Consider the following 23,954-nt stretch of genomic DNA (forward strand, 5'->3'; position numbering starts at 1 on the left):
AGGTTCTGTCAGCTTAGGGATTTCAAAAAAATCGTAATAGGTCTTAGGAAAAGGAGAAAAAAATGGGGTTGAAAAAAAAAGTAGCATATTTGTTTAGCGTTCTTATAATAAGTTTAAATGTCGCTGTGCCAACTTTAACAACTGTAGCCGAAACCATAACTATAGACGAGGTAACGACCGATAGTACTTCTTCAGAAAATGAAATTTCTTCGGATACTACTGAAAAAACAACTGAGAATCCTTTGTATGAAGGCAGTCAATCTAATACAAGCTCGGAATCATCTTCGATGACGAATGAAACAAATCCAGCTATCGATAGCAGTATAGTTGAAGAATCTACCGAAGAATCAATAGTGGATGAAAAAAAAGTTTCATTGGATGAAACGATTTTTCCTGATGAAAATTTTCGAAACTATCTAATAGAAAATTTTGATAGTGATCGAGATGGTTTATTTGATGAAGATCCAGCTAAAATACTTGAGTTAGATTTATCAAATTTAGAAATTGAATCATTAAGCGGCATTGAAATCTTCAAAAATTTAGTTACTCTTGATGTCAGTAAGAATTTCATAGAGGAGATTGATCTAAGCCCATTGGTTCAACTAGAACAATTAGATGTTTCTGACAACAAAATTGTATCAATTGATTTATCAAAAAGTATCAATCTTACAAAATTTTATGGAGGAACGCAAACCACTTCAATAAGTGCTGACCAAAAAGATGATCTGTATATTGTTGATTTAGAAGATATATTTTCTGATGAATTACCAGAGTATGTGTTGAATGACTCTAAATGGCGTTTGCAAGAAGGCTCGACCAAAGAACTTGTTTCTGCGGATTTAAGTCCGTTAAGCCTTACAATGACAGTTAAAAATTTTAACTCAAATCTAGATGTTCAGACGTATCACTTCACATTGAAAATAGCTGTTGAATCCAAACAAATGACGACTAGGAGCAAAGACAACAATGAAACGTCTAGTATTTCTTATCAAAGTTATTTGGAGAATGATTCTTGGCAAAGTGTAAAATCTAATGGAGAAATAAGTGGTACAACAGGACAAGCAAAAAAGATCACAGGTTTCAAAATTTTAAAAACGGGATTAAAAGAGCCTGATAGTATCAGTTATCGAGGTCACTTTCAATCAACAGGTTGGGGGAATTGGAGTAGTACCTCAGAAGTCATTGGTGATATTAGTTCCACGCGACAAATGGAGTCTATTCAAATCAATAGTACAAGTCAGGATATCTATTATAGAGTTCATGTCCGAGATCTTGGTTGGCTAGGCTGGGCAAAAAATGGTGAGACTGCTGGTACCACAGGCATGGGTTTGCGAATTGAAGCAATTCAAGTTACTTTTGAAAAACCAAATGATCTATCTACTCCTAGCCAAATGGAATCTGGAACAATCAATAGCTCATATACAAGTTTTGTGGGAAATAGTTGGCAAACTGTAGTTAACAATGGTACAACATCAGGCACAGTTGGTGAAAAACAACCTATCCAAAAATTTTCAATGGTAACAATCAATGATAAAATATCTGGAAGTGTGCGCTACAGCGGGCTCTCTCAAAATGGATCTTGGTCGTCTTATGTAAATGCCGGACAAGAAATTGGTATGATTGATACGCCATTGGAAGCTATAAAACTTGAACTGACAGGTGACTTAGCCAAATATGCAAATATTTATTATAGAGTACACGTTTCAGGTCTAGGATGGTTAAGTTGGACTAAAAATGGTGCTGAAGCAGGCACAACAGGATTTAATCTCGCAATTGAAGCGATTCAAATCATTGTTAAGCCAAGAAGATTATCTGAGCCAAATCAGGCAGGACAAGCATTTGTATCTAGTAATACGTTAGGAAAAACTACCATTGACCTCTCATCTCACTCTCAAAGAGTTGGATGGGTAAATACAACAGGAAGCAAAGTCACTGGGGGAACAACAGGGAGAGGCTTGCGCTTAGAGGCAATACAGATCAAATTGGAAAACAGTGAATTTGATGGTGGTATTACTTACCGGTCACATGTCCAAGGCATTGGGTGGCAAGGTTATCAATCGAATGGGGCGCTATCTGGGACTACTGGACAAGGTAAGAGACTGGAAGCACTTCAGGTAAAACTGACAGGAAAAGCAGCGAGACTCTATGATATCTATTACCGTGTTCACTCACAAACATATGGTTGGCTTGATTGGGCAGTCAATGACCAGAAAGCTGGAACTATTTCTTTAGGTAAACGTGCTGAAGCAATAGAAATTCAACTGATTCCTAAAGGTCAAAAAGCACCTGGCTTAACGGAAAAACCTTTTGTTGAAAAAAGTGAGTATCTTTTTGTAATGGGGCATGGGGTTTGGGATCCAGGAGCAGTCGGGAGTGGAACTAACGAACGTGATTTCACACGTAATGAACTGTTACCTTATTTAAGAAAATATGCTGCGAAATTAAAAACGAGTAAAATCAATTTTTATGATACATCAAAGGACATGTATCAGGACACCCAGATCATGGGTGGAGCTTATTTAGTTAGTTCAAAAATTTTGTCTGTTACTGAAATCCATTTAGATGCTGGTGGAGCCTTATCAACAGGTGGTCATGTTATTGTTCATAAAGATCTTGTTCCTTCCTCATCGAGCATAGCTATGGCTGAAACTATTCGTCAGCATGTAGGTTGGCACTCTGCTTATGCAAGTAATCGAGGACTGAGCTTGCGTAGTGACCTATTGAACTTAAGAGTCTTTAAAAATAGAGGAATTGACTATCGACTAACGGAACTTGGATTTATCTCAAATCCTAATGATGTGGCAAAAATCAGGAGAAATATTGATACAATAGCGAAACAATTGATTCAAGACGCAACAGGTGAAAGACTATAAATTTAAAGAAGCGTTTGAGTAATTTATTAATCATTTCCTTCCTCCTAACTTTCGTGTATAATGGTACAAGCCAGTATTACGAAAGTTAGGAGGAGTTGTTTTGAGTAAACAACATCCAGAGGATAGATCCTTTAAAGACGAAGTATTAGGAGCTTTAAAGCAACCTCAATCAGATCAAACCCATGAAGATCAAGGTTTGAACGAGCGTCCTATTCAACAACCTCAAGAAGAGGTGGGTTCGCGAACTGCAAGTGGAAAGACCAAAAATAAACAAGCAAAGCAAGCTGCTACAAGTCGTAGGGCAGCAGCGGAAGAAGTGCCCATAGCTGAAGGTGGGGAAACGCAATTGCGCAAGCAGCAACGCAAAAAAGAAGATCGGATTGTCAATCGGATCGTTTTGATCGTAGTCCTTGCTCTGCTCGTCATCGGTGGTGTTTTAGGATTTTCAATGTATCGTTATGTAACATCAGGATTGCAGCCGTTGAATCCAGAAGATACAGAAACGGTGGCAGTTGAGATTCCTAGTGGATCGTCCAACAAAGCAATTGGAGAAATATTGGAAGAAGACAATATCATTAAAAGTGGTATGATCTTTAACTATTATACGAAATTCAATAATTTAACTGGATTTCAAGCAGGAAATTATCATTTTTCTCCTAGTATGACTTTGGATCAAATCTCAAAGATGCTGCAAAATGGCGAAGGTTCGGTCACCTCTGATGCAAAAGTGACGATTCCAGAAGGATTTGATGTGGACCAAATCGGTGATGCTCTAGCGGAAGCAACAAATATCTCGAAAGACGATTTCTTAGCTTTGATGGAAAGCGATGAGTTCTTTGAAAAAATGAAAGAAACCTATCCTGAGCTTTTAGCAAGTGCCGGCGATGCGCAAGGCGTGCGTTACCGACTAGAAGGATACTTGTTCCCAGCGACGTATGACTACTATACAGGGAATACCCTAGAAGAAGTCGTTACCCAAATGGTGGATAAATCAAATTCAGTCTTGTCCAAATATTTCGATCAAATTGCTCAAAAAGAAATGACGGTCCAAGAAGTCCTTACATTGGCTTCACTTGTTGAAAAAGAGGGTAGTAAGCTAGAAGATCGTAAAAATATCGCACAGGTATTCTTCAATCGTTTAGCGATTGATATGCCGCTGCAATCGGATATTTCGATTCTATATGCGTTAGGTGAGCACAAAGAGCTAGTCACTTATGAGGACACTCAAGTTGACTCTCCTTATAATCTCTATGTGCAAACTGGCTACGGACCTGGACCATTCAACAATCCAAGCGAAGCAGCGATCCAAGCTGTCTTAGATCCAACACCGAACAACTACTATTATTTCGTTGCTGACATTCAAACCCAAGAAGTTTACTTTGCGGAAACCTATGAACAGCATATGCAATTAGTGGAACAATATGTAAACAATACCTCAAATTAAATTTTCATAGGTTTATAGTTTACATTTAAAAAAAAGCATGGTAATCTTTTGTGGACTCATCGCAAAAGATTACCTTTTGCGATTTATTAGAAGTTACTAAAAGGAGAAAAGAACTATGGTAGAAAAAGTTTACCCAATGACACTTGAAGGAAAAGAAAAGCTAGAACAAGAATTAGAAGAATTGAAAACGGTAAAACGCGGGGAAATCATTGAACGTATCAAGGTAGCCCGCAGTTTTGGCGATTTATCCGAAAACTCCGAGTATGAGTCTGCAAAAGATGAACAAGCGTTTGTCGAAGGCCGAATCACTACTTTAGAAAATATGATTCGTTTTGCAGAGATCATTGATAATGAGGGTGTAGACTCTGATGAAGTTTCCATCGGAAAAACTGTGATTTTTGTTGAGTTGCCTGATGGTGACGAAGAAGAGTACATGATCGTTGGTAGTGCTGAAGCAGATCCGTTTTCTGGTAAAATTTCCAATGATTCACCAATCGCTCGTGCCTTGATTGGGAAAAAAGTCAATGATGAAGTGACGATCTCAACGCCAGGCGGAGATATGCAAGTAAGAATCACAGAAGTAAAGAAAAGCTAGTCGCTTGATCACTAGGTAGATTTAGGTGACCCTGTTGTTCATTCTCCTTTAGGGAAATTGATCAAACAGGGTCTTTTTTCGGACCAGCGACGGATGGACAAACCATTTTTTTCAGGTATGATAAAGTAGAATTACTAGGAGGAGGAGCTTGAATGAAAAGTCCTTGGCGTTTTTTCTTTATTGTTGAAGCGCTCTTACTGCTTTTTGCGGTATGGCAAATTTTATCTAATCCGCCATTATTATTTTTATTAATACTTGGTGTGACGTGCTTGGTCCTTGTGAACCGAAGTGAGCGCAAGAGCAATTTTAAAAATTTCTTGATGGTCTCAAGTTCCATTGCTATTTTGATTAGTTTGTTAAATAGTCCAGCACTGTGGCTGATGCTGATTTTTGCGATTTTATTTATTGGTTTAAAAGGCGTCGAGATTACCGGAATCGACTTAACTAAAAATTCATTCTGGCGCAAAAAACAAATGATTATCGTTGAAACTGAAGAACCCAAAGCTGATCATCCGCTGAAACAAAAGCAGCAATGGGTAGGCAATGAACGGATCGGCAGTCAAGTCTATGAATGGGACGATATCAATTTAGATATCTTGACGGGAGACACTTTCATCGATCTAGGCAACACTTTATTGCCTAAGAAAGAAAACGTCGTGATCGTACGAAAAGGCTTTGGTAGAACTCGTATTTTAGTGCCTGCTGGCATAGCGATCAAATTAGAGCACAGTACTTTTATTGGCTCTGTTATCTTTGAAGGTGAAGAAACGAGCTTGAAAAATGAAAAAGTGACGATTTACAGCCCGGATTATGGCGAAAATAGTCGGCGTTTGAAAATCTTAACGAATACCCTTGTTGGTGATGTTGAGGTGATTCGGGTATGATTGGGAAATTTTCAAGAGGCATGATCGCTTTTTACGCAGGATTAGCAAGTTTTTTCACCATGATATTGATGCTGTTTTCCTATTTGTATGCCAGTGGGAAAAATAATTGGCTGATAGAAGTCTTTCAAATCAAGCTCTTTTTTATCCCAATTATCTTTCACTTACTTGTAATATCTGCATTGATTGCTTTAGCTGTCTTTTTACTGATTTCTTTTTTTCGCAACCGTCAATACGGTCCGGTGGAAGAAAAGCTAAGACTGTTAGCCAGCGGCTATATCGATAGCCCTTTATTGGAAACAAAGATCCCACATGCGTCTGAAAACCATTTGATTGCGAATGTGGATCGTGATATTGCCAGTATCCAATCGAAGATGAAACAGATGTCGATGGAATTACAGCAATTGAATGCGAAACCGCAGTTTGTTGATGGTCAGACGAAAGAAGAGATTTTAGAAGCAGAAAGGCAGCGTCTGGCTCGTGAACTGCACGACTCTGTTTCTCAACAGCTGTTTGCCGCCATGATGATGATGTCTGCACTGAATGAGCAAGCGATTCGAACAGATGCTCCAGAAAGCCAAAAGAAACAGTTAGCTATGGTCACAGACATTATCAATGCTTCGCAATCTGAAATGCGGGCGCTCTTGCTTCATCTACGACCTGTAACTCTGGAAGGGAAGAGTCTAAAGCAAGGAATCGAGCAATTGTTAAAAGAATTAGAGACCAAAATCAAAATTCTATTGACTTGGGATATTGAAGACTTTACGATGCCTAGTTCGATTGAAGATCAACTCTTTCGTGTGATCCAAGAACTCTTGTCTAATACACTGCGTCACGCGAAAGCTGATGAGTTAGAAGTTTACTTGCATCGCATCGATAATAACGTGTTATTGCGGGTGATCGATGACGGAGTTGGCTTTGATCCCCAAGATCAAAAGGCCGGCAGCTATGGCTTGATGAATATCCGAGAACGGGTAAGTGCTGTTGGCGGAACGTTGAAAATTATTAGTTTTAAAAATCAAGGAACCAGTATTGAAATCAAAGTTCCACTGTTGAAGGAGGCATAACGTATGATTAAAGTGTTGTTAGTTGATGACCATGAAATGGTTCGTCTGGGGGTCTCTTCTTATCTATCAATTCAAGACGATATAGAAGTAATTGGGGAAGCGGAAAATGGTCGAGTCGGGTATGAAAAGGCATTGGAATTACGTCCAGATGTGATTTTGATGGATTTGGTGATGGATGAAATGGATGGGATCGAATCTACGAAATTGATTTTAAATGATTGGCCAGAAGCAAAAATCATCATTGTCACTAGTTTTATTGATGACGAGAAAGTCTATCCTGCAATTGAAGCGGGTGCGGCCGGTTACCTGTTAAAGACGTCTACTGCTCATGAGATTGCGGAAGCCATTCGTGCAACCCAGCGAGGAGAGCGGGTCTTAGAACCCGAAGTCACCACGAAAATGATGGATCGTTTGACGAATCGGACACCAATCCTACATGAAGATTTGACCAATCGGGAACAAGAAGTGTTACTGTTGATCGCTGAAGGAAAGAGCAACCAAGAGATTGCGGATTCACTCTTCATTACGCTGAAGACAGTGAAGACACATGTGTCAAACATCTTATCAAAATTAGAAGTAGAAGATCGTACACAAGCTACGATATATGCTTTTAAACATGGCTTGATAAAATAAAATCTTAATAATCATACCTCCTCGTGGCAAGCAGGGGAGGTTTTTGTTATACTAAATAATGATCTGGCAAACAAAGGAGCGTTTGTGATGAAGCAAAATTATGCAATTATTGGATTAGGTCGTTTCGGTGGAAGTATTTGTCGTACGTTGATTGAATCAGGTCAAGAAGTGTTGGCAATCGATAGCAACGAAGATCGTGTCAATGAATACATGAATATCGCCACCCATGCGGTGGTCGGGAACGCACAAGATGAGATGACGTTGCGTTCATTGGGTATCCGTAACTTTGACCATGTCATTGTTGCGATAGGTGAAGATATTCAAGCCAGTATATTGGTCACACTGATGGTTAAAGAAATGGGTGTTCCTAATATCTTAGCCAAAGCCCAAAACGAATACCATGCCCGTGTACTGGAAAAACTCGGCGCCGACCGTGTCGTCCATCCTGAACGTGATATGGGGATTCGCATCGCCCATAATCTAGTTTCCAAAAATATCTTAGATTATATTGAACTATCTGACGAATTTTCTCTAGCAGAGATTCGCGTGTCCAATCCACGCTTTTTCAATAAATCCCTGATTGAGCTGAATTTTCGACAAAAGTATGGTCTGACAGTCGTTGCGATTCGTCGTGGACCAGGACAAGTGATCGTTTCGCCTGATGCAGAGGCAATCGTGCGTGAAAATGACAATTTACTCGTGATCGGCAATACAGATGATGTAGATATACTCGATGAACATATGAATGATTAGGAGTGAAGAAAATGAACTTAACAATAAGTCCTGAAGCAATGCAATGGTTCAAAAAAGAGTTGGTGGTAGACCAAGGAAGCGGGATTCGTTTTTTTGGAAAAATTTATGGAAAGACACAAGTGCATGACGGATTTTCCGTGGGGATGTCAGTAGACAAACCAGAACGTCCGATCGTTGAACAAACCATTGACGGCTTGCTTTTTTTTATTGATGAAGCGGATGAGTGGTTTTTCAAAGGCTATAATCTGACAGTTGATTATGATCAAACGTTGGATGAACCGAAGTACGATTTTAGTGAAGATAAAAAATAATGTGGATTCGGTCATAGCTGACCGGCTTCCCACGATTGGCTCTAGGAGATGAAACCGATGTTATCAATTGTTGTACCTTGTTTTAATGAAGAGGCGAGCTTGCCGATATTCTTTGAGGAAACAGAAAAAGTGAAGAGACAATTAAATATGCCCTTTGAATATATTTTTGTCAATGATGGCTCTTCAGATCAAACACTACCTGTTTTAAGAGAGTTATATCGTGCCCATCCCGAAAGTGTTCGCTATTTATCTTTTTCGAGAAACTTTGGCAAAGAAGCCGCACTTTATGCAGGCTTACAAGCGGCGAAAGGCGATTTTGTCACTGTGATGGATGCAGACCTGCAAGATCCTCCGACTCTACTGCCGGAAATGTTTGCGATGCTAGAAGCAAAACCAGAGCTTGATTGTGTTGGGACCAGACGAGCAGATCGCAAAGGAGAACCGAAAATCCGTAGTTTTTTCTCAGATGCCTTCTATAATATTATCAACAAGATTGCTGATACCGAAATGGTAAATGGCGCCCGAGATTTTCGCTTGATGCGCCGTAATATGGTAGATGCCGTTTTACAGCTATCAGAGTACAATCGCTTTTCAAAAGGGATCTTCAGTTGGGTAGGCTTTGATACAGAATACATCGCCTATGAGAACCGGGAACGAGTCGCTGGCGAGACTTCGTGGTCATTTTGGAAACTATTCCAATATTCGATCGATGGGATTGTCAACTTTTCGGATACGCCGCTGAACATTGCTTCGTTTATTGGGGCGCTTTCCTGTTTTGGCTCTCTGATTGCGTTGATATTTATTGTGATCAGAACCTTTATCTTTGGTGATCCAACAACTGGTTGGCCATCGATGGTTAGCATTTTCTTATTTGTGGGCGGCTTGCAATTGCTTTGTTTGGGAATCATCGGGAAATATATTGGGAAAATTTTCTTAGAAACCAAAAATAGACCCTTATATTTCTTGAAAGAAACTGAAAAAGACCAAGAAAAACAACGATAAATTAAAAGTGTACAATCTGAAGGTTTCGCCTCCAACTGTACACTTTTTTGCGGAAAGAATTTGTTAGTAGCCTTTATCCAAGTTTATCTCATTTTTTTCAAGTTCTTGTTTCGCCAAAAATTGTTGGAAATTCGCTAAGAAAATGGCCATAAATGCTTTTTGAAAATGGGGCGTATGCCCTGAGATATGGGGGGTTATCAAAAGGTTCTCGATGAGCCATAACGGATCATTCTCGGGCAATGGCTCTTCTTCAAAAACATCCAGAGCGGCAAATGCTATCTGCTTTTTTTCTAGGGCTTTTGCTAATGCATCGGTATCCACACTAGGCCCACGGCCGACATTATAAAAGGAAGCACTAGGTTTCATTTGGGCAAAAAAAGCTGCATCATACAAGTGAGTGGTTTCTTCCGTCAGAGGAAGGATGTTGATGACGCAATCGGCGGTTTTTGCGCAAGCGTGTAAGTCAGATAACGCAAACGTTTTTTCAAAACCTGTCACGTCATGCCCGCTAGTATTGATACCAATGGGACTTACACCAAAAAAGGTCAATGCTTGAGCTAACTTTTGGCCAATTTGTCCTGTACCAACGATCAAAATCTCTTGGTCCGACAATTTTGTATAGTGAATTGTATTCGGTGACCATTGCTGTTTTCTCTGTTGCTGAATTGCTTGGAAAATCCCGCGGTTTTCCATAAATAGTAGAGCCAACAAATGGTCTGTGATCGATTCGGCATGGATGCCGCTGCCATTAGATAAGCGAATATTGTATTTCGCAAACTCTTTTAATGGTAAGGTGTCTACGCCAGCTGAAATCGCTTGGACCCATTTCAAATTTGTTTTCTCCGTTAGCAGGTAGTCCTTCCATTCCGACTTCCAACCAATGGTGATTTCTACTTGTGACCAATCAATTGCTTGGTCCTTTGTGTACACAAGAAATTGATAGTCTTTTTCGATTTGTTTCACATATGTGTCGCGAAACTCTCGAGTGGCTAAGATTATTTTTTTCATTGCCAAGCCTCCTTTTAACTTAAGTGTAGCAAAGAATGAGAAAAAAACCATGTTCAAGGAATTGAACATGGCCTAGATTAGGTTTTAAACTGAATTTTTGGAGAATGTTTGACCCCTTGTGTGAATAAGAATAAAGAACCAAACAAAATAAAGGTGGTTGCATCGAAGTAAGGCAATAGTAGTTGTACGATTACACTAATAAGTGTAGGCAATGCAGCACTTACGATCAGAATCTTTAAATTTTCAAAGAAAGTATAGGAGAATCGTTTTAATCTTGTATAGATCGTTGCAATAAAGGTCCCCATCACTAAGGTGATCAGCAAGCTGACAAATGATGGATACAATGCAACAAAAAAGACAATGAGTTTGATTAGCCATGGAATTGCTTGGTTTGATAGCGCTTCTCGAATCGCCTGACCGTTAAGATTGCGCAGCGCAGGCTCACTGTAATCAAATTCTAATTGATTAGAATCTAACATTGACGTCGATAAGCCAGAAGAGGGGATACGGATGACCAGCTGATCTTTTAACAAGCCAACAGCGATGACAGAGCCAGTAACATCAGATGCAATATCTGGTGGCGTACGGTTGCCATCTGGATCGAAAGTAAAGATGATCGAATCGGTTTGATAAATGAAACCTTGCGTATCCGGCGCTGTAGCAAGCTGCCCATTTTCGATCGTAAAATCTGGAATCGATTCGCCAATTTTTTGTCCGTCTGCTTGCACATCGCGAAAGACACCTAATACATTGATGGTCATCGGTACCGCGATAAGCACGGAGGCGCTTAATAGAAAAACGATTACTTTGGAAAATTCTGCTTTTTTGACAAATTTTAAATCAGGTATTCGGAAAAAAGCAATTTTAAATAGTTGGACGATAGTCATTTGCTGATGAACTCCTTTGTGGTATAACTAGAGTAATTGTAACGAAGGGTTCTTTGAATTACAAGGAATTCACAAAAAAAGAATCAATAATCGAATGAATGAATAAATAAAGAAATGAAAGTAGGCAAAAGAATGCAAAAGTACAACGAATACAAGCAGTTCTTGCAGCAAAAAAAGTTGTGGGAGCCGATTACGTATTTATTTTTTGGTGGATTAACGACTGTAGTCAACATTGTCGTCTATCTCATTTTTCGTGAAGGATTTGGTCTTTATTACCAGACAGCGAATGTGATTTCATGGATTGCTTCTGTTTTGTTCGCCTACTTTACAAATAAGTTATGGGTTTTTGAAGCAAAAACCGAGACAAAGCAAGAGTCATGGGCGGCATTTGGGAAGTTCATTTTCTTTCGTGTCTTATCATTAGGCTTAGATATGCTTTGTATGTATCTATTTATTTCAATTTTGGCAACCGGCGATCTAGTTGCCAAGCTGGTCACCCAAGTTGTTGTTGTTTTGGCAAACTATGTGTTTAGTAAATTTTTGATTTTCAATACGAAAAAAAGTGAGAAAAAGTAAGCATATTTTTTGAACAAAGTCTGATAGTCTGATAATGTTACTTATGTAAACATTATCATTGAGGAGGAATTTTTTTATGACTTACACATTACCAGATTTACCTTACGCATACGATGCATTAGAACCATACATTGATGAAGAAACGATGCATTTGCATCATGATAAACACCATAACACTTATGTAACAAACTTAAACGCAGCGATTGAAAAACACCCTGAATTAGGTGGAAAAACAGTTGAAGAATTATTAGCTGACTTTTCTTCTGTGCCAGAAGATATTCAAACAGCGGTTCGTAACAATGGCGGCGGCCATGCTAACCACACGTTCTTCTGGGAAATCTTAGGCCCAAATGCTGGCGGTGAACCTACTGGAGCTATCAAAGAGGCAATTGACGAAGCTTTCGGCAGCTTTGAAGACTTCAAAGAAGAATTCAAAACGGCTGCAACCGGACGTTTTGGTTCAGGTTGGGCATGGTTAGTCGTTAAAGATGGCAAATTAGCAATCACATCAACAGCGAATCAAGATTCACCATTGATGGATGGCCAAACACCTGTCTTAGGTTTAGATGTTTGGGAACATGCGTATTACTTGAAGTACAAAAATGTTCGTCCAGATTACATCAATGCTTTCTGGAGTGTTGTTAACTGGGACAAAGTAAACGAATATTTCGCAAAAGCTTAAACAATTTACTAGAAAGAAGCCTGCTAAAAGGCTTCTTTTTTTGTGGATAGAAAGAATTGTTTTGATATTGCTAACGCTTACATAATCCGCTATAATAAAGGCGACGGAATCGTCGGATTATAATTATTGGAGGCTTTACACACTATGGAACATGGGAAAGTAAAATGGTTCAACAACGAAAAAGGATTTGGTTTTATTACAGTTGACGGTGGCGATGATGTATTTGTTCACTTTTCTGCCATTCAAGGAGACGGTTTTAAGTCACTTGAAGAAGGTCAAGAAGTTGAATTTACGATCGTTGAAGGTGCCCGCGGACCTCAAGCAGCGGAAGTGACGAAAGTCTAAAATCAAGTAGACTGTAGACAAAGCAGATTATTCATCTCAAAGGAGCATGAATATCTGCTTTTTTGATACACTTATATTAGTTTCTATTTCTTGCTAGACTTAGAGATGAGGAAGTACCTTCATATAGGTTGCTGCTTTTTATATGAAAAATAGGAAATTAAAGCAAATATTTAGTGTTAATAATCTTTCAAATTTGTTAATTCTTTCCTAAGAATCTTTTTTTTCTGGGTTTTATGATATAATCTATTAGTGATTTTTATTTTGAAATAAGAAGGGACTAAAAATGAAACGAGTTATTACCTATGGAACATTTGATTTGCTTCATTATGGTCATATTAATCTATTGAGAACTGCTAAGCAAAAAGGTGATTACTTGATTGTGGGATTATCAACCGATGAGTTCAATTTATTACAAAAAGGTAAGACTAGTTATTTTAGCTATGAAAAAAGGAAACAGCTTTTAGAAGCAATAAGATATGTCGATCTTGTTATTCCAGAAGAAAATTGGGAGCAAAAAATAACGGACATGAAGAAATATAACGTCGATATTTTTGTAATAGGGGACGACTGGTCAGGTAAATTTGATTACCTAACTACTGAATCAGGAGTTGAGGTAGTTTATCTTCCAAGAACGCCAGAAGTTTCAACAACCCAAATAAAGGCTGACCTGACAATGTTCAATCAAAACAATGTAAGCAAAGATTTTTAGAATGGATGAGAAGATAAGATGGATAAACAAGTTAAAGTTCGTAGTACTTTAGTAACAAAAGAATACGATCTTCTGAAGAAGAAATCAGATAAAGTAAAATCTCTATTTAAATTTTATAAAAAAAATATGAGTACATTCTGGGCATTAAAAGGCGTAAGTTTTGAAGTAAATGCCGGTGAATCAGTAGGAATCATTGGTATTAATGGATCAGGGAAATCAACACTTTCGAACTTGATTAGTGGGATTATTCCTCCTACATCAGGAACGATGGAGGTTAACGGAGAAACTTCGATCATTGCAATCGGTGCTGGATTGAAAATCCAACTGACCGGACTAGAAAATATTCGTTTAAAAGGCTTGATGTCAGGAATGACGAATAAAGAGATTGATGACAAATTAGATGACATCGTTGCTTTTGCTGATTTAGGAGATTTTATTAATCAACCTGTAAAAAGCTATTCCAGTGGTATGAAATCTCGTTTGGGCTTTGCTATTGCTGTCCACAACAATCCGGACATATTAGTAATTGATGAAGCTTTATCTGTAGGAGATGAAACTTTTTACCAAAAATGTGTGGATAAGATTATGGAATTTAAAGAAAATGGGAAAACTATTTTCTTCGTTTCTCATTCACTGGGACAGGTAGAAAAACTTTGTGACAAAACGATTTGGATGCATTACGGTGATTTAAAAATGTTCGGACCCACTAATGAAGTGATGAAAGAATATCGTGAGTTTATTGATTGGTTTAAAAAATTACCCAAAAAAGAACAGAAAAAATATCAGGATGAATATAAAGAAAAACAAAAACAATTTAGTATTGAAAAATTAGTTGAAAAAGCCAAAAATGATCCACAAACTTTAAATCAGAATTTAGATGCTACCGGACTGGAAAAAAATACGAAACGAACTTTATTTGGAGAAAAAATGACTATTTTTACTAAACTCGTTTTATCTTTAACAATTTTGAGTATTCTTTTTTTCAGTATCGTTACATTTAGTGGAAGATCTTTGGGTTATGCGCTTAAGAATCCTATAGAAGTTATTACGAAAGTTATCGTACGGTAATCATCGATACTTACTTATATTATGTAGAAGAGGAAGAGCCTTGTGAAAGAAATAATTGCAGTTTTAAAGGAACAAATTCAGCATAGTGGTATGATTTTTCGAATGTCTCGCTATGAAGATAAAGCCACTTACCAAAGTCATTATTTAGGGCTAGCTTGGCAAATTTTGAATCCGGCCATTCAAATCGGAATCTATTATCTAGTATTTGGATTGGGCGTAAATAATAATCGTCAGGTAGACGGATTTCCATTTATTATATGGATGTTAGTTGGTATCACAGCATGGTTTTATATAAGTTCATCTGTTTTAGGAGCATCAAACAGCATTCACAGACAAGTTGGAATGGTTGCTAAAATGAAATTTCCCGTAAGTATTTTACCAACAATCAATATTGTTAGTAATCTGTCATCATATATTCCGATGGTAGCAATTGTTGTGGGATCATTATTATTTACTGGAAATACACCTACCATTTATTGGATACAGTATTTTTATTATTTTTTCTGTATGGTTAGTTTTTTGTTTGCATACGGGGTGTTGAATGCAACAATCACAGTGTTGGTTCGGGATTATCATATCTTCTTACAATCGGTCCTACGTTTGCTTTTCTATGTGTCTGGACCAATATGGGATATAAATAATCGCAATATGCCGGTATGGTTAGTTAAAATTTTAAGACTCAATCCTTTTTATTATATTATTGAGGGCTTTCGAGACTCGTTGCTTTCCCGTGCATGGGTTTGGGAAAAAACAACTTATACACTTATCTTCTGGTGTCTAACTTTGATGCTTCTTATTCTAGGAAGCCATCTGCATATGAAGTTTCGTGCTCGTTTTGTGGATTATATTTAAAAAAGTGACTATTTGCGGTGCACTCTCTAACTTAGAGGGTGCACTTTATTTTTGTTTATTTCAAAGAAGTTACGGAAGGATTAAATATGAAGTTGATGCATGATAGCGATTGCTGAAAGATGCGTTTTGTGGGAAAATTTATTTGATGAGTGAATTTTTATTAGCGAGGTGTAAGATGCGGAGATATCAAAAGGTAATTTTAGGTATTTTAGTCGTGTTAGTGGTTGGAATCATTGGAGTAACGATCTACGGGATGCAGGTTTATCAAGAGACGAATGCTACTTTTAATCAAATCTCTCACGCTGTTGATCGGAAAACAGACAAACGAGAGGAAGCGATCAGCATTGAAGATCGAGATCCGTTTTCCATTTTGCTAATGGGAATCGACACTGGGGCTTTAGGGCGAACCGAACAAGGTCGTTCGGATAGTATGATGGTGGTGACGGTCAATCCAGAAAAAAAACAGTCAACGATCATTAGCCTTGACCGTGATATTTACACACAAATCGTTGGGTACAATACGATCGATAAGCTGAATCATGCTTATGCTTTTGGTGGGGAGGCCATGGCCATGGACTCTGTTGAAAATCTCTTGGACATTCCTATCGATCACTATGTGACGATCAATATGCAGGGTATGCGGGATCTGATCGATGCAGTTGGGGGCATCGAGGTGACAAATGATATCGATTTTACTTTAGAAGGTGTTCATGTCCCTGAAGGGCGAATTACTTTAGATGGTAAGACAGGTCTGGCTTATGCAAGAATGCGAAAACAAGATCCGGAAGGGGATATCGGTCGCCAAAGACGGCAAAGAGAAGTGGTTACGAAAATTCTTCAAAAAGTTATGAGTCTGGATGGTATCAGTAATTACCAAAAGATTCTTAAGGCGGTTGAAAAGAATTCGAAGACGGATCTTACGTGGAATGATATGATGGACATCGGTACCAATTATATTCCTGCTTTTACGACCATCAAGCAAGAGCAACTCCAAGGAGAAGGGCAACTGATTGGTGGAGTATATTATCAGTTATTGGGGACGAATCAGTTGTTGCATACGCAAAATTTATTAAAGGAGCAGTTGCAGCTTCCGACGAACGAGGGTTTGACCCAAGGCGACGAATTTACTAACGGATCGCCTAATTATCAGTTATACGACGACAGTCTGACCTTTTCAGAAGAAAACTCAACAACTGGAGAGTAGCTAGTTTCTTTAGAAGCCTAAAAAGCAGGAGAACTTTTGGTCCTCCTGCTTTTTAGTTTTCCACAAAAGCACCAACGAAAATCTTGTTTCACGAAACCATCAAATGAAAAAACATAAGAAAGCTTAAAAAAACAATTTTTTCATGAAAGAATGAAAATGAAACAATCAAACTGTGAAACATTTACTCGGATTCACGCCAATTTTTATAGTTTTTTCTAAGGATTAATGGATATTTTTTGTTTTTTCTGTTTCGAATCGAATTTTTTGGTAAAATAGGACAGTAGTCATTATAGATTGGAAGGATAGATGAGATGAAGAATTTGAAAGATAAAGTTGTCCAAGGGATACGCAAGGGGCCAGAAGAACCAAAGGCTAAATCGTATCGCAAATCTCATGTTCCATTTCGATTGAACTTTTTGTTTTTTATTATTTTTGCTTTGTTTGTGTCCTTGATCGTTCAATTAGGCTATCTACAGATCGTCAATGGCGACAATATTGAGCAGCAGTTGAAAGCTTCATCTGTAGTGGAAGTCAAAGGAAGCGCCCCTCGGGGAATGATCTATGACGCTTCTGGAAAAGCGCTGGTGGAAAATCAAGCCAATGCAGCAATCACATTTACCCGCGGAAACAAAATGACCGCTCAAGATTTATTAGAAACGGCCAAAAAATTGAGCGAGTTGATCGAAGTACCTGTGGACAAAAACTTGTCTGATCGTGATCTTAAGGACTTTTGGCTGGCCGATGAAGAAAATCTTGAAGCAGCAACTGACCGATTGAGTGATGAAGAGCGTTCTTTAGGTACTTCTGAACAATATGCGGCAACCGTTGATAAAGTGACAGAAGATGAAATCAATTTCTCTGATGCAGAATTAGAAGCAGCCACGATTTTTAAGCGGATGAATAGCGCCCAATCTTTGAGTACGGTCTTTATTAAGACGTCGGATGTGTCTGACCGTGAATTAGCTGTTGTCGCTGAAAATATGGTTGATTTACCGGGAATCTCCACGGGGACTGATTGGACGAGAAACATCGTTGAAGGAAGTTCTCTGGCTAGTTTGATCGGAACGGTGACTAGTGAAGAACAAGGAATTCCGGAAGAAGTTTTGGATGAATTTTTAGAAAAAGGCTATGCTCGTAATGATCGCGTTGGACGTAGTTATTTAGAGCAGCAGTATGAAGAAGTCTTACAAGGCACAAAATCCATTTCCGAGATTTCCCTTGATAACAATAATAATATTGAAAGTCAAAAAGAAACCTTTGCCGGGGCAAAAGGGGATAACCTTGTATTAACATTAGATGCTGAGTTTCAAGCGAGAGTTGATAAAATCTTGCAAGACAATTTCCAAAAACTGATTGATTCTGGGGCAGCAGAATATTCTCCAGGGGTTTACGCAGTGGCGTTAAATCCAAAAACCGGCGGCGTTTTGTCAATGTCCGGCTATCATCATGATACAGGTTCAAATGAATTGCAGGAAAATGCCATTGGTACCTTCATTAATTCCTTTGTACCAGGGTCCGTTGTCAAAGCAGGGACTTTGGCTGCCGGCTGGGAAAATGGGGTCTTAAACGGCAATGAAGTGTTATTGGATCAACCAATCAGAATTGGCTCCGATGTAAAAGCCTCAATTTTCAACCCAACTGGGGCAAATAATCGTAACCTTTCTGCGGAGCAGGCGTTGGAAGTTTCTTCTAACTCCTATATGATGCAAGTCGCTTTACGTTTGATGGGCATCAATTATCAGTCAGGTATCTCGATTCCAACAGTGGATCGTCAAGGGGATGTCTATGAAAAACTACGTTCGTCTTTTGCCTCTTTTGGTATGGGAACTGAAACTGGGATCGATTTACCAGGAGAAGCGACTGGTATCAGCACATCGATCGATAACATGGACCCGGTCAGTGATGGTGGGAAGATCCTTGACTTGGCTTTTGGTCAGTTTGATACCTATACCACGTTGCAACTGGCACAATATGCAGCAACTGTTGCTAATGGTGGCAAAAGATTGCAGCCTCATATCGTCGACGGTATTTACGGCAATGATGAAACTGGCGGTCTTGGCTCACTGATTGAAGAGATCGAACCAACGGTATTGAATGAAGTTGGTTTAACAGATGCTCAAATGCAAATTGTTCAAAATGGATTTTATGATGCAGTCCATGGAACGGATGCTTGGGCAACTGCCAAAGGCTTGGCTTCTGCGAAAATGGAGGTCTCTGCCAAAACAGGTACTGCCGAAACACCAATTGTGGATAGTAATGGCAATACCATCAGCTTAGTTAACCTAAACATCGTTGCCTACGGGCCAAGCAGTGATGCGGATATTGCGATTGCGATCGTAATGCCTCAATTAAAAGGCGACACAGATACCCATCCAAATATTCAAATCGCCAAAGAGATCATGGATGCTTACTACGACTTATATATGAAATAAGCATAAAAAATCGCAGTGAAGACTGCGGTTTTTTTGTTTTATAAGAAAACTGATAGAAAACCAACATTTAGTGAGAAAGACTTGCTATTTTTGAATGATTGGCTTAGAATACTAGCGGTCAAGAGATAATTTTGATTTGCACGTTAAATAAAAAGATAAACTGATGATAAAAGGGGTAAAAAACGTAATTATGAACAAGGAATGTTTAAGTAAGCAAGAACTAATGAAGCAGTTGGGACAATTTACACCAGCTGAAAAAAAGGAGATTCGGGATTATTTGCAACGGAAAAATCCATTGCTTTTCCGAAAATTTGAACGAATGAAACACGATTTATATCGCTTGGAATCACGGCGTGTCCAATGCGAGATTGAAAATAACGAAAAGGAGTTAGGTCTTCTAAACGACAAGATCCTTTTAAAAAAAGAAGATTTTCTTGAGCTGTTATTAGCCATTCGAAAGAAAAGAGGGTAATGGATGGAATTTATTGAACTCGTCATTATCATTGCAATTCTTGTCACATTATCAAATGTGGCGAGCAAAATATTGCCCTCAGTACCGATCTTTTTTATTCAAATCATCTTAGGAATTTTATTAGGTCTTACAGAAATGGGTCAAGAGATCGCCTTTGAACCGGAAATGTTTTTAGTAATGATCATTGGTCCATTGCTATTTCGAGAAGGGGAACGAGCAGATGTACCTGAGATCCTAAAAAACAGCAAGATCGTGCTGTTTTTGGCTTTTGGTGGCGTGTTAATGACGCTGTTTGCGGTCGGCGGAACCCTCCATTGGTTGATGCCGACGATACCTCTGGCTGCTTGCTTCGCTTTCGGGGCTGCGTTAGGACCAACTGATGCGGTGGCAGTCTCCTCATTAGCAAAGCGTTTGAAAATTTCCAAAAACATTATGCATATTCTTGAAGGCGAGGGCTTACTGAACGATGCTTCGGGGGTTACCGCATTACAGTTTGCTATCGTGGCTTTGACTACCGGGAGTTTTTCAGCAGCCAACGCAGGCTTCCAACTTCTTTTCTCTAGTATCGGTGGCGGGCTTGTCGGTTACTTGATCGTATGGCTGAAACGCCGGATTTTACGTTTTATTGAAAAAATCTCGGCACAAGATGTCACAGTATACTTATTGATTGAACTGCTCTTGCCATTTGCTGCCTATTTGCTGGCAGAAATGATTGGCGTCTCAGGGATTATCGCAGCAGTTGTGGCAGGTGTAGCCCAAGCCCAAAGAAAACGCCGGATCTCGTTGTTTGATGCAGAATTAGCGAACATTTCGGAAAGCACATGGTCGACCATTGTCTTTACATTGAACGCATTAGTGTTTCTCTTTCTAGGGATCGAGTTGTCACAAGTCTTTTCACCGATCTGGGAAAGCAAAAACTATGCAAACTGGCATCTAGTCATCACGATTTTAGTCGTCACAGCGGTGATTTTCCTCGTACGTTTTATCTTTTTGCTATTTTATTATTGGTTCTTACAGTCAAAAAAACAAGTATCCATGAATCAAGTCGCCTTGTTGACCTTTGGTGGCGTCAAGGGAACAGTCAGTTTGGCAGCCATCTTCATTTTACCGGTGATGGTGCATGAGACACCGTTTCAGGAACGGAGCTTGCTCCTGTTTTTGACCGCCTGTGTAATTTTGCTGACATTGATCATCAGCGTGATGGTCTTACCTTATTTGGCAGATGGTGAAGCTGCCGAAAGTGTCGACTTCAATCACTTGCTGATCTTAGAAGACGTCATCGAACAATTGGAAGCAGAAGAAAAACAAGAGCTTTCTGATAAAGGTCGCTTAGCGATCGATGCTGTCATCAATTCCTATGAAAATCGTCGTTGGGAATTGTATCGCAATAGTTTGACTGATTCAGAAAAACAAGAAATCCAAGAAATTCAAGGATTGATATTATCGATCGAACAAGACGGCTTGGATGAAGCTTATCGAAATGGGAAAGTCAGCCTAAATGGCTATCGTTTTTATTCACGCTTTATTTCTCAGCAGCAGCATTCCCTCGCAAAACAAATTCTCTCATTCTTTAGTTTTTGGCTCTTCTTTATTCAGCGTTTTATTCGTGTACTGATCCATCCACGTTTGTTTTTACAGCGGCAGCAGCAACTGAAAGATGCCTTGAAACAACGAGACATTTCTGAAGTACAAAAAATCTACTTAAAAAACAGCGAATACATTTTTCACAGTTTGAGCAATTTAGAAGATGTTTATGATTCCTCGCTGATCAATTTCTTTATTCGTCAACGAGAAATGAGCATCAAACGGTTTGAACATAGCAATTTCATTGAAACGATCATGATTGAGCAAGACCCGATTTTTGTTAAGAAAGTCCTTTGGGGCTATTATCTTGAGCGCAAGACGATCGATGAATATGAAGTGGCTGAGAAAATTTCAACGATTTCTGCAAATGAGTACCGACGCAATGTCAATCTGTTAGAATCGTATGCGATGTCTCGAGCGGAAGAACAACCGAAACAGCGGATGTTCCGCCGATAATATGTCTCTAAAGGCGCGCAACTTGATGCACGTTTTATGGAGTGTCTCCGTCAGGTTATTCCTAAAAGATGATCAACATCGATGATCAGAGGGAATAAACTGACGAAGGCATTCTTTTTTATTGCAAAAACTGCTCCTTTCTCTCATCGTTTCCTCGGATGAAATGTGGTACAATGAGCGAAGAAAAAACTCAGGAGGGATTCTGTGAAAGAATTAAAAGTAAGTGAATTAACCAAAACTTACGGTGAAAAAACACTGTTTGATCAGCTTTCTTTTCTGATACATGAAAAAGATCGGATCGGTTTGATCGGTGTCAATGGCACGGGGAAATCAAGTTTGCTGCGAATCTTAGCAGGTTTGGATCGTGGAGATGGTGATCGCCAAACTGTTTTTGCTAGTCAAGATTATCGAATTGGCTTTTTAGCGCAAGACAATCAGCTACAAGAAGAATTATCCGTTGTAGATGCTGTTTTTCAAGGGACCAGTCCGCTGATCCGCGTTGTTCGCGACTATGAAAAAGCGCTGATTGCTTTAGAAAATAATGGTATGGATCAACAAACGCAGCGCAATTATCAATTGGCAGAAGAAGCGATGAATAAAGCGGATGCTTGGAACACAGATACAACAGCCAAAATTATCCTCCAAAAACTTGGGATCAGTGATTTAAAGAAAAAGGTCAGTGAGTTATCTGGAGGTCAAAAGAAACGAGTGGCTATGGCTCAAGTATTGATCGATGAACCAGACCTGTTGTTATTGGATGAACCGACTAACCACTTAGATTATGATGCGATCCAATGGTTGGAAGGCTATCTAAAAAATTATCGGGGTGCGTTATTGATGGTGACCCACGATCGCTACTTTTTGGATCGAGTCGTTAACCGAATCTTTGAATTGTCCTTTGGCAAGCTGCATGAATATCAAGGCAATTACGAGACGTATCTTCATGCTCGATCAGAACGAGAACGAGTGGAGGAGACGCAAGAAGACAAGCGCAAGCAGTTATACAAACATGAGTTGGCTTGGATTCGCACCGGAGCAAAGGCCCGTACAACGAAACAACAGGCACGGATCGATCGTTTCGATGATTTAAAAGAAAACCTACATCAAGTAAAACGTAACGGCGAAGTGGCCATTGATGTTGCTACGACACGCTTAGGCAAACAAGTCTTAGAGCTAAAAGATGCGAGTTTCCAGATTGAAAACAAAACGATTTTGTCTCACTTTGATTTGTTGATTCAATCAAGAGAACGCTTAGGGATCACAGGAGAAAACGGTGCGGGCAAATCAACGTTGCTCAATATTTTAGCTGGTCACCTGCCTTTAGAAGAAGGGGAGCGTACGATTGGCGTGACTGTGAAAATGGCTTATTATACGCAAACGATTGAAGCGATGAACCCTGATCAGCGAATGATTGCTTATTTGCAAGAAGCAGCCGAGGAAGTGCAAAAAGTGGATGGCTCACAAGTCAGTGTCGCAGAAATGCTGGAACAGTTTTTGTTTCCGCGATCCATGCACGGCACTAAGATCGGCAAGCTATCTGGCGGAGAAAAACGACGACTATTTTTACTCAAGCTATTGATTGGACAGCCAAATGTTCTCTTGTTAGATGAACCGACCAACGATTTGGATATTGATACCCTGACGATTTTGGAAAATTATTTGGAAACATTCCCAGGTGCAGTGATCACTGTTTCCCATGACCGCTACTTTTTAGATAAAGTTGCCCAAAAATTGCTGATCTTCGAAGGAGACGGCAGGATTAAGTCCTACTTTGGTTCCATTAATGAGTACTTAGCAGCCAATACCAATAAAGCTAGTTCAAGTGTACTAGAGCCAAAAGAATCAAAAAACGATTCGCTTTCTGCTGATAGTGAGGAGTCTGCTGCAGCGCCTGTCAAAAAGAAACTGAGTTATATGGAACAAAAAGAGTGGGCGACAATTGAAGATGATATCGCGGTGTTAGAAGAAAAAGCTGCCACTTTGACTGAAGAGATGAATCATCAAGGAGCTGACTTTACCAAGCTCCAAAAATTACAGCAAGAAATCAGCGAGGTTGAAACGCAACTTGCAGAAAAAATGGATCGTTGGGAATATTTGAGCGAATTTGTGTAGAGTAAAGG

Annotated in this window: 22 protein-coding genes; 20 read left to right on the top strand and 2 right to left on the bottom strand. The window is 39.2% G+C overall.

Going from position 1 to position 23,954, the window contains the following annotated elements; genetic code table 11:
- The first annotated feature begins 62 nt into the window (after positions 1–62).
- The 9 genes from IGK63_RS05580 to IGK63_RS05620 all read left to right on the top strand — a co-directional run bounded on the left by IGK63_RS05580 (position 63) and on the right by IGK63_RS05620 (position 9,559).
- Positions 63–2,873, top strand: coding sequence for an N-acetylmuramoyl-L-alanine amidase (locus IGK63_RS05580; RefSeq protein ID WP_275626205.1), 2,811 nt, complete (start codon positions 63–65; stop codon positions 2,871–2,873).
- A 100-nt stretch (positions 2,874–2,973) separates the two neighbouring features.
- Entirely contained in the window at positions 2,974–4,317 is a 1,344-nt protein-coding gene (gene mltG / locus IGK63_RS05585) for an endolytic transglycosylase MltG (protein ID WP_016613200.1), read from the top strand.
- Between the two features lie 115 nt (positions 4,318–4,432).
- Entirely contained in the window at positions 4,433–4,912 is a 480-nt protein-coding gene (gene greA, locus IGK63_RS05590) for a transcription elongation factor GreA (RefSeq protein ID WP_005229556.1), read from the top strand.
- 152 nt (positions 4,913–5,064) lie between these two features.
- Entirely contained in the window at positions 5,065–5,796 is a 732-nt protein-coding gene (gene liaF, locus IGK63_RS05595) for a cell wall-active antibiotics response protein LiaF (RefSeq protein WP_016613201.1), read from the top strand.
- Positions 5,793–6,860: a sensor histidine kinase gene (locus tag IGK63_RS05600; RefSeq protein WP_005236914.1), complete on the top strand. Its 1,068-nt coding sequence runs from the start codon at positions 5,793–5,795 to the stop codon at positions 6,858–6,860. Before liaF ends, IGK63_RS05600 begins: the two co-directional genes overlap by 4 nt.
- A gap of 3 nt (positions 6,861–6,863) precedes the next feature.
- Positions 6,864–7,493, top strand: a complete 630-nt coding sequence (locus IGK63_RS05605; protein ID WP_005236913.1) for a response regulator transcription factor — start codon at positions 6,864–6,866, stop codon at positions 7,491–7,493.
- An 87-nt stretch (positions 7,494–7,580) separates the two neighbouring features.
- A complete protein-coding gene (locus IGK63_RS05610; protein ID WP_005229566.1) occupies positions 7,581–8,246 on the top strand; it encodes a potassium channel family protein in 666 nt (221 codons plus the stop codon).
- A gap of 11 nt (positions 8,247–8,257) precedes the next feature.
- Entirely contained in the window at positions 8,258–8,557 is a 300-nt protein-coding gene (locus tag IGK63_RS05615) for a HesB/YadR/YfhF family protein (RefSeq protein ID WP_008379609.1), read from the top strand.
- Positions 8,558–8,614: 57 nt separating this feature from the next.
- Positions 8,615–9,559 (top strand): glycosyltransferase family 2 protein, encoded by a 945-nt coding sequence (locus IGK63_RS05620; RefSeq protein ID WP_034872202.1) that lies wholly within the window; start codon positions 8,615–8,617, stop codon positions 9,557–9,559.
- Between the two features lie 63 nt (positions 9,560–9,622).
- On the opposite strand, the gene IGK63_RS05625 is transcribed toward IGK63_RS05620, so the two are convergent.
- Both IGK63_RS05625 and IGK63_RS05630 read right to left on the bottom strand, forming a co-directional pair.
- Positions 9,623–10,618: a phosphoglycerate dehydrogenase gene (locus tag IGK63_RS05625; protein WP_016613204.1), complete on the bottom strand. Its 996-nt coding sequence runs from the start codon at positions 10,616–10,618 to the stop codon at positions 9,623–9,625.
- Between the two features lie 26 nt (positions 10,619–10,644).
- A complete protein-coding gene (locus IGK63_RS05630) occupies positions 10,645–11,454 on the bottom strand; it encodes a DUF1189 domain-containing protein (RefSeq protein ID WP_016613205.1) in 810 nt (269 codons plus the stop codon).
- 132 nt (positions 11,455–11,586) lie between these two features.
- Between IGK63_RS05630 and IGK63_RS05635 the strand changes: the two genes are divergently transcribed.
- From IGK63_RS05635 to IGK63_RS05685, 11 genes are all read left to right on the top strand, one after another.
- Positions 11,587–12,030: a GtrA family protein gene (locus IGK63_RS05635; RefSeq protein WP_034872204.1), complete on the top strand. Its 444-nt coding sequence runs from the start codon at positions 11,587–11,589 to the stop codon at positions 12,028–12,030.
- 76 nt (positions 12,031–12,106) lie between these two features.
- The gene (locus IGK63_RS05640; RefSeq protein ID WP_016613207.1) at positions 12,107–12,712 is read left to right on the top strand and encodes a superoxide dismutase; all 606 of its coding nucleotides are present in this window, start codon (positions 12,107–12,109) and stop codon (positions 12,710–12,712) included.
- A 144-nt stretch (positions 12,713–12,856) separates the two neighbouring features.
- Entirely contained in the window at positions 12,857–13,057 is a 201-nt protein-coding gene (locus tag IGK63_RS05645; RefSeq protein WP_005229578.1) for a cold-shock protein, read from the top strand.
- Between the two features lie 283 nt (positions 13,058–13,340).
- Entirely contained in the window at positions 13,341–13,766 is a 426-nt protein-coding gene (gene tagD, locus IGK63_RS05650) for a glycerol-3-phosphate cytidylyltransferase (protein ID WP_005236890.1), read from the top strand.
- An 18-nt stretch (positions 13,767–13,784) separates the two neighbouring features.
- A complete protein-coding gene (locus IGK63_RS05655; RefSeq protein ID WP_005236889.1) occupies positions 13,785–14,834 on the top strand; it encodes an ABC transporter ATP-binding protein in 1,050 nt (349 codons plus the stop codon).
- Between the two features lie 42 nt (positions 14,835–14,876).
- Positions 14,877–15,686 carry an ABC transporter permease gene (locus IGK63_RS05660; protein WP_005236888.1) on the top strand — a complete coding sequence of 270 codons (810 nt, stop codon included), beginning with the start codon at positions 14,877–14,879 and terminating at the stop codon, positions 15,684–15,686.
- 175 nt (positions 15,687–15,861) lie between these two features.
- Positions 15,862–16,890, top strand: a complete 1,029-nt coding sequence (locus IGK63_RS05665; RefSeq protein ID WP_034872205.1) for an LCP family protein — start codon at positions 15,862–15,864, stop codon at positions 16,888–16,890.
- A gap of 311 nt (positions 16,891–17,201) precedes the next feature.
- Positions 17,202–19,322, top strand: coding sequence for a peptidoglycan D,D-transpeptidase FtsI family protein (locus tag IGK63_RS05670; protein ID WP_016613209.1), 2,121 nt, complete (start codon positions 17,202–17,204; stop codon positions 19,320–19,322).
- Between the two features lie 190 nt (positions 19,323–19,512).
- Positions 19,513–19,794, top strand: coding sequence for a hypothetical protein (locus IGK63_RS05675; RefSeq protein ID WP_008379625.1), 282 nt, complete (start codon positions 19,513–19,515; stop codon positions 19,792–19,794).
- Between the two features lie 3 nt (positions 19,795–19,797).
- Positions 19,798–21,834: a cation:proton antiporter gene (locus IGK63_RS05680; protein WP_016613210.1), complete on the top strand. Its 2,037-nt coding sequence runs from the start codon at positions 19,798–19,800 to the stop codon at positions 21,832–21,834.
- A gap of 204 nt (positions 21,835–22,038) precedes the next feature.
- Entirely contained in the window at positions 22,039–23,946 is a 1,908-nt protein-coding gene (locus IGK63_RS05685; RefSeq protein WP_016613211.1) for an ABC-F family ATP-binding cassette domain-containing protein, read from the top strand.
- The last annotated feature ends 8 nt before the right edge of the window (positions 23,947–23,954 follow it).

The organism is Enterococcus sp. AZ040, from assembly GCF_050499185.1.
Taxonomy (GTDB): domain Bacteria; phylum Bacillota; class Bacilli; order Lactobacillales; family Enterococcaceae; genus Enterococcus_D; species Enterococcus_D entomosocium.

Excerpts from the sequence above, each read along its gene's own strand:
- IGK63_RS05580 (WP_275626205.1), top strand. The coding sequence starts at position 63 with ATGGGGTTGAAAAAAAAAGTAGCATATTTGTTTAGCGTTCTTATAATA.
- greA (WP_005229556.1), top strand. The coding sequence starts at position 4,433 with ATGGTAGAAAAAGTTTACCCAATGACACTTGAAGGAAAAGAAAAGCTA.
- liaF (WP_016613201.1), top strand. The coding sequence starts at position 5,065 with ATGAAAAGTCCTTGGCGTTTTTTCTTTATTGTTGAAGCGCTCTTACTG.
- IGK63_RS05600 (WP_005236914.1), top strand. The coding sequence starts at position 5,793 with ATGATTGGGAAATTTTCAAGAGGCATGATCGCTTTTTACGCAGGATTA.
- IGK63_RS05605 (WP_005236913.1), top strand. The coding sequence starts at position 6,864 with ATGATTAAAGTGTTGTTAGTTGATGACCATGAAATGGTTCGTCTGGGG.
- IGK63_RS05610 (WP_005229566.1), top strand. The coding sequence starts at position 7,581 with ATGAAGCAAAATTATGCAATTATTGGATTAGGTCGTTTCGGTGGAAGT.
- IGK63_RS05615 (WP_008379609.1), top strand. The coding sequence starts at position 8,258 with ATGAACTTAACAATAAGTCCTGAAGCAATGCAATGGTTCAAAAAAGAG.
- IGK63_RS05620 (WP_034872202.1), top strand. The coding sequence starts at position 8,615 with ATGTTATCAATTGTTGTACCTTGTTTTAATGAAGAGGCGAGCTTGCCG.
- IGK63_RS05625 (WP_016613204.1), bottom strand. The coding sequence starts at position 10,618 with ATGGTTTTTTTCTCATTCTTTGCTACACTTAAGTTAAAAGGAGGCTTG.
- IGK63_RS05630 (WP_016613205.1), bottom strand. The coding sequence starts at position 11,454 with ATGACTATCGTCCAACTATTTAAAATTGCTTTTTTCCGAATACCTGAT.
- IGK63_RS05635 (WP_034872204.1), top strand. The coding sequence starts at position 11,587 with ATGCAAAAGTACAACGAATACAAGCAGTTCTTGCAGCAAAAAAAGTTG.
- IGK63_RS05640 (WP_016613207.1), top strand. The coding sequence starts at position 12,107 with ATGACTTACACATTACCAGATTTACCTTACGCATACGATGCATTAGAA.
- IGK63_RS05645 (WP_005229578.1), top strand. The coding sequence starts at position 12,857 with ATGGAACATGGGAAAGTAAAATGGTTCAACAACGAAAAAGGATTTGGT.
- tagD (WP_005236890.1), top strand. The coding sequence starts at position 13,341 with ATGAAACGAGTTATTACCTATGGAACATTTGATTTGCTTCATTATGGT.
- IGK63_RS05655 (WP_005236889.1), top strand. The coding sequence starts at position 13,785 with ATGGATAAACAAGTTAAAGTTCGTAGTACTTTAGTAACAAAAGAATAC.
- IGK63_RS05665 (WP_034872205.1), top strand. The coding sequence starts at position 15,862 with ATGCGGAGATATCAAAAGGTAATTTTAGGTATTTTAGTCGTGTTAGTG.
- IGK63_RS05670 (WP_016613209.1), top strand. The coding sequence starts at position 17,202 with ATGAAGAATTTGAAAGATAAAGTTGTCCAAGGGATACGCAAGGGGCCA.
- IGK63_RS05675 (WP_008379625.1), top strand. The coding sequence starts at position 19,513 with ATGAACAAGGAATGTTTAAGTAAGCAAGAACTAATGAAGCAGTTGGGA.
- IGK63_RS05680 (WP_016613210.1), top strand. The coding sequence starts at position 19,798 with ATGGAATTTATTGAACTCGTCATTATCATTGCAATTCTTGTCACATTA.